Origin of the sequence: Lutibacter sp. TH_r2 (assembly GCF_033101135.1) — a bacterium.
Lineage (GTDB): Bacteria > Bacteroidota > Bacteroidia > Flavobacteriales > Flavobacteriaceae > Lutibacter.
In genome coordinates this window covers 278,607-291,027 of the sequence record NZ_JAWMPV010000002.1, presented here as the reverse complement: position 1 = coordinate 291,027, position 12,421 = coordinate 278,607, and the positions used below count along the sequence as shown (strand labels likewise).

Genomic DNA, 12,421 nt, shown 5'->3' with positions numbered 1-12,421 from the left:
TTAATAAATTTTGAATGAAAATATTAAAATCTACATATCAAAAAAATTGTGAGTTACCATTGAAATTAAAGGTGAGTTTTAAACCTATTTTTAATTATCTTGAATTGATTTCAAATGAGGAAAATCACTATTTAAACGCTTCTGCAATTAAACTTTTAGAAGAGTACAAAGCATACCCTGAACTTAAGGATGGTTTTGAAGATATGAGTTTGTTAACTAAATACAATAGTCAGATTGATAGATTATTAGATTTGTTATTTCCAGACATTTTACAAACAAACGAGATTAAAGCTATAAGTATTCCATTTGATTTTACTGCTTTTAAACTATCAAAACGATTTGAAAATATAATTAATGACGCTGGAGAAGATTACGAATATCAATTACGTAATTATGAAGATTCTAAAGTTTTTATTTTGTCTTGTGCGTTTATTTTAGCTTATTGCTACGACACTTATATAGATTTTAGAAGACCATTCTACTTTGATATTCCTGATAAAAACGGTATTGAAAAACATTACAGATCTTTATACAATGGTGATTTTTTTAAAGTAACTCCTTTAGAAAATGCTCCAAAAATAACAAAGGAAGATATCGATATTTTAATAGATAATTTTGACAATATAGATTTATGGATTGAGAAATTTCCACCTAAAAGTTATTTGTTTGAAGGTTTTGGAATTATGAATTTATTTGATGTTTCTGCAGATCAATCTATTTCAAAAATTAAAGAAAATTTATTGCGAGTAGATCAAAACACTTTTATTGAACTTGAAAAAAGCATCTCTAAATTATATCAATCTCAAACCATACAATTAGGTTTTTCAACCTACAATTTAGTAAAAGAAGGAGTAACATTTGACAATAATAAAACTGAAAAAAGTTTTATTAAACATGATAATTGTGCAAAATCTTGCGCTGATTTTTTCTGTGAAGGAGTTCTAGATAAAGTATTTAAAAATGAAGAATTAATAGCTATATCAAATATTGAAAACTACGGTAAAAAAACAAATAACAACAAGTTTTACCAAAGTTTAAAAAATCAACTTATTCAAAGTTTAATTTTAGTCCCTATAAAATTAAAAGATAATGTTATGGGTATTTTAGAACTTGTTTCAACAAAAAAACAAGAACTAAACTCTATAAATGCTTACAAGTTAAATGATGTTATTCCGGTGTTTAAAATTGCTGTTGAACGCTATATGGAAGAATATGAAAATAAATTAGAGTCTATAATTCAAGAAAACTACACCTCGCTACACCCTTCAGTAAAATGGAAATTTTTTGATGAAGTAGAAACGTATTTATACGAATTAGAACTAAACCCAAAAGCAGAAATTAATTTAGATGATATTATTTTTGAAAATGTAATTCCGTTATATGGCCAAAGCGATATTAAAGGCTCTTCTATAGCTAGAAACGAAGCTATTCAACAAGATTTAGTGAAGCAATTAAAACTAGCTTCAAAAGTTATTGAAAAGGCCAAACTAATATACAATTTACCTATTTATAACGATTTACTATTCAGAATAAAAGAATGTTTACAAAATATTAGAAAAGGACTTGATTCGGGAGACGAAATTTCTCTAACTGATTTTTTAAGAAAAGATATTTATCCTGCTTTTAATCACTTAAAGCAATTAGATTCAAAATTTAAAAAAGATGTTGATGAATACATGTCGCATATAGATCCTGAAATTCATGTTGTTTATGAAAAACGTAAAGAATACGAAAGAAGCGTTAATAAATTAAATGAAGAATTAGCTAAATTTATAGACAAAAAACAAGAAGAAGCTCAAAAAATGTTTCCACACTATTTTGAGCGTTATAAAACTGATGGTATTGATTATAACATGTACATTGGTCAATCTTTAGTTAAAAACCATACTTATAACGAGATTTATTTAGAAAATCTACGTTTATGGCAATTACAAATGATGTGTGAATTAGAAAATGTAGCTTACAATTTAAAATCTAAATTACAACACCCTTTAGAGGTTGCTAGTTTAATTTTAATCCATAGCAATCCACTTTCTATAAAATTTAGAATGGATGAAAAACGTTTTGATGTTGATGGTGCTTATAATATTAGATATGAAATTATTAAAAAACGTATTGATAAGGCTTTAATTAAAAACACCGACGAACGATTAACACAACCTGGAAAAATTGCAATTGTTTACAGTCAATATAAAGATGCTCAAGAATATTTAAAATACATTCAATACCTACAAGCAAACAATTACTTAAAAAATGGCGCTATTGAATATTTAGATTTAGAAGATTTACAAGGCATTACAGGTTTAAAAGCATTGCGCGTAAGTGTAAATTATAATCAAATTAATGAGAGTAACACTTCATTAGAAGAAATTATTGGAACTATTGAACAACAAAAAAATTAACCTAGCTTACAGCATTCAATAATTCAAAAGAAATTATAAAAGAAATTACTGAAAGTACTATCCCAATCATAAAAATAGTATACGCAATACGCAATAATTTATATTTACGTTGTAAAACTATACCTAGAAAATATAAATCTTTAGTTAAAGATTCGTACAAATAATCTCGATCCTTCATTAATTCTTTCATCCCATCTTGAAAATCTAGTAGAGGCATTTTATGAAAATTTCCAAAAAACAATAAGTTCACTTTTTTATTTTGAACATCTTCTTTTGTAAACTTTCCTGAAGTAACTTTAGGTCTAGTAGATAAAATACTAAATATCATAGTTATAACAGTAATTATTAAAAAAAGTAATGTTGGAAAAATTAAATACGCATTTGCTGGTTTATCTAATTTTGGAAATAAACTAGAAAGTGCAATAGATAAAACAATTGCACTTACTGAAAGTAAAATATTTGCTTTTGTGTCTGCAATATCACTTAATTTTATATGGTTACGAAGTGTAACTCTATACATAGTTTCAATGCCACGTTCTGGTCTTTCTTCTTTTTCTTTTTTACGTTTTAATTCAGCTTTTTTTAATTTTTGTTTTTGTTTTTGTTCTTCGTCTTTAACAATTGCTTTTTTTAAATCTTTTTTTGCTTTTAACCAATTTTGTGTTTTCCGTTCGTTTAACGTTGTAAAAGCATAATTGGTAAAATATTTATGCTCTTTTATAAAATTTTCATTTTGTTCAAGCCATTCAATATCAGTATAATGCTCATTACAAATTTGTTCAATTTCAGTTCTAATTAAATCTGATTTTACCTTAAAGTCATCTGTTCCTAAATGATATAAATCTGCATCGCAAATAATTTTATCTAATTTATTTTTTGGAGTTTGAGGCATTTTTGTAGCATCAATAATTGAGCAAACTTTTGCAATTTTATCTTCGCTAAAACTTTTTTCTTTTAGAAATTTTGTAGCAATATTTTTACTGTGTTCTTCATGTTTTTTGTGACTTACAACAAAGCCTGTATCATGAAACCAAGCCGCAATTAACAATAATTCCAAATCAGCATCGCTTATATTTTCAGCTTTTCCAATTTCTTCAGCAGCAGTAACTACCTGATATGTATGGTTGTAATTATGATAAACTGTTTTTTGTGATAATTTGTTTTTGAAAATATCAAATACAAACGTTTTAACTTCAATAAAAAAATCGTTTTCTAACATCGTTAAATAAGTTTAGTCAAAAATACATATTTTTATGTACTTTTAAAGCTTTTATTAAACGCCATTTATGAGTAGATATTTTATCCTAAAACCTATATTATTATTCTTACTTTTAATTGTTTCTAGCTGTGCTACTTACAAAGTAAATTATAATAAAAATGAAGTTAATTGGAAGCAAAATATCCCTGAATATAATTCAGAAATTATTCATTCATTTTATTTAATTGGTGATGCTGGTTACGCAAAAGCTAATATGCCTTTAGAACATTTAACTTTGCTAAAAAACGAATTAGAAGAAGCTTCAAAAAATTCTACAACTTTATTTCTTGGAGATAATTTATACCCTAACGGACTTGTAAAAAAAGAACATTCCAACAGAGAACTTGCTGAACATAGATTAGATGCTCAAATTGATTTGGTTAAAAATTACAAAGGTCAAACAATATTTATCCCTGGAAATCACGATTATTACAGCAACGGCGTAAAAGGCTTAAAAAGAGAACAAGATTATATTGAAAAAAAACTAGGAAAAAACACTTTTCAACCAGAAAATGGTTGCCCTTTAGAAAAAATAGAAATTTCTGATAATGTAGTTTTAATTATTGTGGATACGCAATGGTATTTAGAAAATTGGGATAAAAACCCAACTATGAATGATGATTGCGAAATAAAAACACGCGAAAAGTTTTTTGATGAATATGAAAGTTTAATTAAAAAAAATGAAGATAAAACTGTTGTTATTGCACTACACCACCCAATGTTTAGTTATGGAAACCATGCTGGTCAAAGTTCTTTTAAACAACAATTATATCCCGTAAAAGGAAGTATTCCACTTCCTATTATAGGAACTGCAGCAAATATTTTTAGAAAAACAAGTGGTATATCTCCACAAGACATGAATAATCCATTTTATTTGGAATTAAAAAAACGATTGGTAACTATTTCACAAAAAGCAGAAAAAACCATTTTTGTTTCTGGTCATGAGCATAATTTACAATACATTATTAAAGATAGTAAAGTGCAAATAGTTAGTGGTGGCGGTTCAAAAATAAATCCTGTTAGAACTATAAACGGAAGTAAGTTTTCTTATGGTGGTTTAGGATATGCAAAAGTTGATATTTATAAAAACGGTGCTTCAAAAGTTTCTTTCTTTACTGAAAAAAATAACAAACAAGAATTGTTATATAGTACTGAAATTTTTCCACCATCAAATAACAATAAAATAACAACCTACCCTACAAAATTTCCTAAAAGTTTTTCTGCTTCTATTTATTCTGAAAAAGAAATTGAGAAAAGTGAATTGTTTAAAACTTTTTGGGGAAAACATTACAGAAAATACTATGGAACTAAAATAAATGCACCTACAGTTTTATTAGATACTCTAATGGGTGGTTTAACACCTATTAGAAAAGGTGGCGGAAATCAATCTCGCTCCATCAGATTAAAAGATAAAAATGGTAAAGAATATGTAATGAGAGCCTTACGTAAAAGTGCTATACAATACATGCAAGCCGTTGCTTTTAAAAATAATTATATTGAAGGACAGTACGATAATACGTTAGCTGAAAAACTACTATTAGACATATATACAGCTGCACATCCATACGCACCTTTTACCATAGGAAAATTAGCCGATGCAATAGACATTTATCATACAAATCCAAAACTATACTATATTCCAAAACAAAATGCATTACTAGAATTTAACGAAGATTTTGGAAATGAATTGTATATGATTGAAGAACGAACAACTGAAGGACATGGTGATTTGGCTAGTTTTGGTTATTCTGATGAATTAATTAGTACAGATGATTTACTAAAAGAATTAAGAAAATCTGATGATAATAGTATTGATGAACAAACATACATTCGAGCACGTTTATTTGATATGTTAATTGGAGATTGGGATAGACACGAAGATCAATGGCGTTGGGCTGAATTTAAAAAAGGAAAACAAACTATTTATAAACCAGTTCCAAGAGATAGAGATCAAGCTTTTTCAAAAAACGATGGACTAATTTTAGGCTTTTTAACCAGAGCAATTCCAGCTTTAAAATTAATGCAAGTGTATGATAAAGAAATGCGTAATGTTAAATGGTTTAATTTAGAACCTTATCCATTAGATATTTCATTTATAAACCATGCTACTTATAAAAATTGGCTTAAAGAAGTTGATTATATTCAGAAAAATATAACTCCTGAAGTAGTTGAACAAGCCTTTTTAGAAATGCCTGTTGAAGTTAGAGGTAAAACAGTTGAAGATATTAAACAAAAACTACTAGGTAGATTAAATAATCTTCCTAAAATCGCAAAAACGTATTACAAACACTTCTCTAAATATGCTATAGTAAAAGGTGACGATAAAGATAATTGGTTTGATATTAAACGTTTACCTAATGGTAAAACAAACATCAAAATTTTTAACATAAAAAAAGGCGAAAAAGGAAGCAAAACATTTGAAAAAACATATTCAAAATCTGAAACAAATGAGATTTGGATTTATGGGTTAGATAGTGATGATATATTTAATGTCAAAGGTAAAGAGCACAATGTTATTCCATTAAAAATTGTTGGTGGACAAAATAATGATGTATATACTATTGAACATGGAAAAAAAGTAAGTATCTACGATTACAAATCGAAAAAAAACACGTTTAAAACTTCAAAAGGAAAACAAAAATTGACCAATAGTTATAAAACTAATGTTTACAATTATAAAAAAATAAAATACAGCCAAAATCAAATTATTCCTTCAATTGGATCAAATCCAGACGACGGTTTAAAAATTGGAATTAATAATACATACACCGTTTATGGTTTTGAAAGAAATCCGTTTACTAGGCAACATATTTTAAACGCTTCACACTATACAGCTACAAGTGGTTTTGATTTAAATTATAGTGTTGAGTTTGCAAACATTATAAATAAATGGAATTTTTTATTAGAAACCAGAGTAACAAGTCCTAATTTTAGCATTAACTATTATGGATTTGGAAACAAATCTATAAATTTAGAAGACGATTTAGGAGACAATTATCACAGAGTAAAAATAAGTACACTCTATGCAAAACCAACCTTAAAATGGATTGGACGAAGCGGTGCTGAAATAAAGCTTGGAGCATCATTTGAAAGTTTAGAAGTTGAAGACACTTCAAATAGATATATAAATACAGTTCCAAACTTTATAGAAGAACGAAAAAACTATGCAAGTATAGATGCTTCATACACCTATAAAAATGCAGACAATCATACATTTCCAACTTTAGGCATGGGATTTGAGTTAAAAACTGGGTGGAAAACCAATATAGAAGAAAGCAATGAAAACCATGCATATATTTCACCTGCTATTAGTGTAAACTATAAATTAGTATCCAACGGAAAACTAGTTTTAGCAACAAAATTAAAAGGAAACATACTAATTGGTGACAACTTTGAGTTCTATAATGCAGCAAGCATTGGCGGTTTAGATGGTTTAAGAGGTTATAGAAACCAACGTTTTATTGGAAATAAGGCTTTTTATCAAAATACCGATTTAAGATGGAGCTTTAAAAAGGTAAAAACTGAATTAGTACCTTTACAACTAGGTTTGTATGGTGGTTTTGACTACGGAAGAGTTTGGCTAAATGGAGAAAATTCTAACAATTGGAAAACTTCCTACGGAGGTGGTCTTTGGCTAGTTGGCGCAAATATGATAAACCTAAATTTAGCAATGTTTAATTCTAACGAAGGTCCATATGTACAATTTGGATTAGGTTTTGGATTCTAAAAAAATATAAATATGAAAAATTTTATTTTAACACTACTAATTTTAATAGCTTTTAGTAATAGCTATTCGCAAAATATAATAACCAAAAAGTTTAACTCAATAGAGTTAGAAAACGATCGTTATTTAAAAATTTATATTCCTCCTAGTTATTCAATTGACTCAACAAAAGTATATCCGCTTACAGTAGTTTTAGATGCAGAATATTTATTTGATGCTTATGTTGGAAACGCCATTCTTTTTGCTAAAAAAGAAGAAGCTCCCGAGCAAATTATTGTTGGAATTAATCAAAATATGTATGATGAACGTTATGAAGATTGCTCCTATTTAAAAGAAAATAGTTTTCCTACCGAACAAGGCGAAGCATTTTATAGATTTATTAGAGGAGAACTTTTCAATTACTTTGATGAAAATTATCGAATTTCACCTTTTAAAACAATAATTGGAAATACCTTAACAGCAAACTTTACAAATTATTTTTTAGTGGAAGATTATCCAGGCTTTAACGCTTTTATAAACATAAATCCATACTACGCTATGGATATGCCTACAATGCTTCAAAATAAAATTGCTACTTTAAAAGATGAAAATATTTATTATTATTTAAGTAATGGAAACTACAATTCAGAAAAAAGAAAAAAACAAATAGAAACTACCAATGTTGTTTTAAAAAGTAGTGAAAACACTTTATTTAAGTACAAATACAACTATTTTGAAAAGAGTACAAACACTTCATCTATTGGCCAATCAATAGCCAATGCATTGGCATTTATATTTGAATTATATTCTCCTATTTCAAAATTAGAATACGAAAATAACATTAAAAATTTATCTCCTGCAGATGCCATTGCTTATTTAGAAAATAAATATGTTGAAATAGAATACCTTTTTGGAAGTAATCTAAAAATTAGAGAACGAGATATTTATGCTGTTGAAGGTATTATTTTAGATAAAGAAAATGGTGATTACCTAAAAAACTTTGGAGAAATGATTAATAAACTATATAAAGAATCTCCTCTTGGCGATTATTATATTGGCCGTTACTATGAAACCGGAAAAAAATACAAAACAGCTCTAAAACATTACAAAAATGGTTATATGAAATTACCTGAAGGTGATCCAAATTCAGATGGTTATTATCAAAATATTGAACGAGTTATGGATAAACGAGATGGAATTTATGTTGAACCAACAAATAATTAAATTTAAATAAATGAAAAAATACATTTTAGCTATTGCTATTCTTACAAATACATTTCTTTTTGCACAAGAAGATAATGTTGTAAAAGTTAATCTTCAAAACGAAGAAAAATACGAATTTACTCCAATTATAGATATTGAAGCTTCTGCCGTTAAAAGCCAAGGAAATACTGGAACTTGTTGGAGTTTTTCAGCCTCTTCATTTATTGAGTCTGAAATATTTAGAAACTCTGGAGAATTAGTTGATATTTCAGAAATGTACAACGTACGGTATACGTATCCTGCAAAAGCATGGAATTATGTTATGCGACAAGGTAAAATTCAATTTAGTGAAGGTGGTTTAGCACATGATGTTTTAAACTCTGTTGAAAAATACGGATTGGTTCCAGAATCAGCTTATTCAGGACTTTTAAATGGAAGTAAAAAACATAATCATGCTAAAATTGTCCCTGAATTAAAAAAGGTTTTAGATGCATATATTAAAAACGATAAAAATTCTTTACACCCAAATTGGAAAGTAGCTGTAGATTCTATTTTAGATGTTCATTTAGGTAAAGTTCCAGAAACATTTTTTTATAAAGGTGTTACCTATACTCCAACAACTTTTTTAGAAAGAACAAAAATAAATACGTCTAATTATGTTACATTAACTTCGTTTTTACACCAACCATTTAATACAGAATTTATATTAAATATCCCTGATAATTTTTCAAACGGTAGATTTTATAATATTGAATTAAATACTTTAGAAACTCAAGTTGATAATGCATTAAAAAAAGGATATACTGTTGCGCTAGATTGTGATGTTTCTGAAAAAACATTTTCTTCAAAATACGGTGTTGCTATTCTTCCAAAAAATCCAGAAAACAATACAAAAGGCATGACATACATTGTTGAAGAAGCCGTTATTACTCCAGAATTTAGACAGCAAGAATTTGAAAATTTTAATACTACTGATGATCATTTAATGCATATTGTTGGTATGGTAAAAGATCAAAAAGGGAATGAATATTATAAAGTAAAAAACTCTTGGGGAGGAAATAGTGAGCGTATTGGAAATAATGGATATGTGTATATGAGTAAAGCTTTTTTTAGACTAAAAACTATTTCAGTTTTAGTACATAAAGATGGATTGCAAAAAGAGTTAATACAAGATTTAGGTTTATAAAACTAACCTAAAAATATATTTCAAAACCTTTGATAATAATACCCAAAAATGAAATTAACAAAAAAACAAATTGTTATTGCATCTCCATTTTTAATTATTGCAATTAATTTTGGGATTGCCTTTTTATTTGGGAATATTATTGGAAAGTAGGAAAGTATCAAAAAGATAATGGTTTGGTACTTGTATTTAGTACAAGTTTAAAAAATTTACGAATTTCTACTGGAAACAATACTCAAAAAATATTAACCAATAAAATTTGTAAAAACACCATTGATACTATTATAATTCCAGAATTTAAACAAGGAAATTTTTATAAAGGAATTAAAAAAGGATTAGAGGAATTAATGCGCAAATAGAAATAAGTTGTATTTCATAATTTTACAACTAAACATTGTAACAACTTAAAGCTATTTATACTGTAATCCTTTTTTAATTATATTATTAAGGCTATTATTTAACGTATTCCGTTAAGCTAATCCCTTCATTGGAAAGCGTAATTAATTTTTGACGATATAAACCTCCAATTGCACTTTTAAAAGCCTTTTTACTCATTTCTAACTGACTTTTAATTTCAAATGGATCACTTTTATCATGCAATGCTAAAAAACCATCATTCTTGCGTAAAGCATTTAGAATTATTAATTCATTACCAACTATAGTTTGTTTAAATCCAATTGGTTGCAGACTTACATCAATTTTATTGTCTTCTCTAATTTTTTTAATATAACCTGTTAATCTTTCGCCTTCAGAAACAATTTGATACATTTCATTTTTGTATAACATTCCTTCAAATTCATCATCAATTAAAACTGTAAAACCCAAATCTGTATGTCTCACTACTAATAATTCTACCTTATCTCCTACTTTTAAATTCATTTTTTAAGCTTTTAAATTTTTAAAATATGCTTTTAGCACTTTATCATTTACATTTTGAGGTGTAAAAACCTCCAATATTTTTGCTTTTTCACTGTTCTTAAAAAAGACTTTTAATTCTTGTTGTAATTCATCAATTGTATTAGTAGATGAATATTCTAAATTATACAATTTAGAAAGCGGTTTTGCAGTTAAATTATGTGGTGTTTCAAAATAATTTAACGCATTTGATTGTTGTGGTCCCGGAATAAATCTAAAAATACCTCCACCGTTATTATTAATTAAAATAATTCTAAAGTTTGAAGGAATGTAGGTGTTCCAAAGTGCATTACTATCGTAAAAAAAACTAATATCACCAGTTATAAATATGGTTTGTTCTTTTACTGCAACTGACGCTCCAATAGCTGTACTTGTACTTCCATCAATTCCACTTGTTCCTCTATTGCAAAATACTTTTATTGAAGTGTGTATATCAAATAATTGTGTATATCTAATTACAGAACTATTACCAACTTGTAGTTGAATATTTGCAGGAATTGCATTTAATATAGTTTCAAAAACCTTTAAATCGGAATATTTACAAGAACTTAAAAATGAAGCATGATTTTGAAGTCGTTTTGACTTTTTCTCCATCCAAAATTGCTGATAATTACTTTCTTTAAAATTAATTAAAGGTATAAACTTTGAGAAAAAATTGCTTGAGTTTGTTTTAAAATGCTTTGTTAAACATAAAAAAGTATCTAACGCCTTTTTGGAATCAACATGCCAATGGTGTTTTGGTTTAAAGTTTCGTAAGTGTTGTTTTATTTTTTTTGAAACTATAAGTCCTCCAATACTTATTACTATATCAGCTTGAAACGCTTCGGCTTGATCTTCTTCAAAAGGAAAAATTAATTTATCTATACTATTAATAAAATTTGGATGCGAAACATTTGCTGTATTTTCTACCAATACTAAAACCGATGGATCTTTAACTATTTCTTCTAAATATTGTTGCAACTGTTTATTAGGAAAATGTTGCCCAACTAACACTATTTTTTTTGAAGCTTTATTCCAAATTTCTGCATAATACTTATAATCAATTTCCTCTTTATTTTCAACTAGTTGTTTTTTAGTCTCTACTTGAATTAAGCTGGAAGTTGTTTCGTACAAAGGTTCGTCAAAAGGTACATTAATATGTACTGGACCTTGATTATTTTTTGAAATTGAAAGCGCTAAATTTACTTCGTTTAAATTAAAGCTATGGTCAGATTCTATAGCTAAATTAGCTTCATATAAAATATGATTTGAAAACACATGCTCTTGCCTAATTGTTTGACCATCACCAATATCTATTAAATGTTTTGGTCTATCTGCTGAAATAACCACCAACGGAATATCACTATAAAATGCTTCTGCAACTGCTGGATAATAATTTAACAACGCAGAACCTGATGTGCAAACAACAGCAACTGGTTGTTGAAGTTGTTGAGCCAAACCTAACGCAAAAAAACCTGCACTTCGCTCATCCACAATACTATATGTTTTTATAGTTGGATAATTTGAAAACCCAATAGTTAATGGAGCATTTCTAGATCCAGGTGAAATAACAATATGCTTAACTGAATTTGCTATGCAACTGGCAATAACAGATTGAGCTAATTTATTTTTTGGGTATTGTGGCATTTTATATTTTTAAGCAAGCACAAAGGTACAAAACTTAAGTAACCTAATTATACCATTGAAATAACAAATACATTGACTTTTATCATGCCTTTTTAACAAGTTAAAAGCTATTTTTATTCTTGTTAATAATA

8 protein-coding genes are annotated in these 12,421 nt (G+C 27.3%); 5 read left to right on the top strand and 3 right to left on the bottom strand.

Annotated elements, in window-relative coordinates; genetic code table 11:
• The first annotated feature begins 14 nt into the window (after positions 1–14).
• Positions 15–2,402, top strand: coding sequence for a GAF domain-containing protein (locus R3X25_RS08665; protein ID WP_317673886.1), 2,388 nt, complete (start codon positions 15–17; stop codon positions 2,400–2,402).
• Position 2,403: 1 nt separating this feature from the next.
• On the opposite strand, the gene R3X25_RS08660 is transcribed toward R3X25_RS08665, so the two are convergent.
• Complete coding sequence (locus R3X25_RS08660) at positions 2,404–3,621, bottom strand: Pycsar system effector family protein (RefSeq protein WP_317673884.1); 1,218 nt, start codon at positions 3,619–3,621, stop codon at positions 2,404–2,406.
• A gap of 67 nt (positions 3,622–3,688) precedes the next feature.
• On the opposite strand from R3X25_RS08660, the gene R3X25_RS08655 reads away from it, so the two are divergent.
• From R3X25_RS08655 to R3X25_RS08640, 4 genes are all read left to right on the top strand, one after another.
• Positions 3,689–7,387, top strand: coding sequence for a metallophosphoesterase (locus R3X25_RS08655; RefSeq protein ID WP_317673882.1), 3,699 nt, complete (start codon positions 3,689–3,691; stop codon positions 7,385–7,387).
• Positions 7,388–7,399: 12 nt separating this feature from the next.
• Entirely contained in the window at positions 7,400–8,587 is a 1,188-nt protein-coding gene (locus R3X25_RS08650; protein WP_317673880.1) for an alpha/beta hydrolase, read from the top strand.
• 10 nt (positions 8,588–8,597) lie between these two features.
• Entirely contained in the window at positions 8,598–9,752 is a 1,155-nt protein-coding gene (locus R3X25_RS08645; RefSeq protein WP_317673878.1) for a C1 family peptidase, read from the top strand.
• Between the two features lie 173 nt (positions 9,753–9,925).
• A complete protein-coding gene (locus R3X25_RS08640; protein WP_317673876.1) occupies positions 9,926–10,108 on the top strand; it encodes a TPM domain-containing protein in 183 nt (60 codons plus the stop codon).
• A 94-nt stretch (positions 10,109–10,202) separates the two neighbouring features.
• Here R3X25_RS08640 and R3X25_RS08635 read toward each other — a convergent pair whose 3' ends face one another.
• Positions 10,203–10,628, bottom strand: a complete 426-nt coding sequence (locus tag R3X25_RS08635) for a DNA-binding protein (RefSeq protein WP_317673874.1) — start codon at positions 10,626–10,628, stop codon at positions 10,203–10,205.
• A 3-nt stretch (positions 10,629–10,631) separates the two neighbouring features.
• Complete coding sequence (gene menD, locus R3X25_RS08630; RefSeq protein WP_317673872.1) at positions 10,632–12,290, bottom strand: 2-succinyl-5-enolpyruvyl-6-hydroxy-3-cyclohexene-1-carboxylic-acid synthase; 1,659 nt, start codon at positions 12,288–12,290, stop codon at positions 10,632–10,634.
• Positions 12,291–12,421 lie beyond the last annotated feature (131 nt).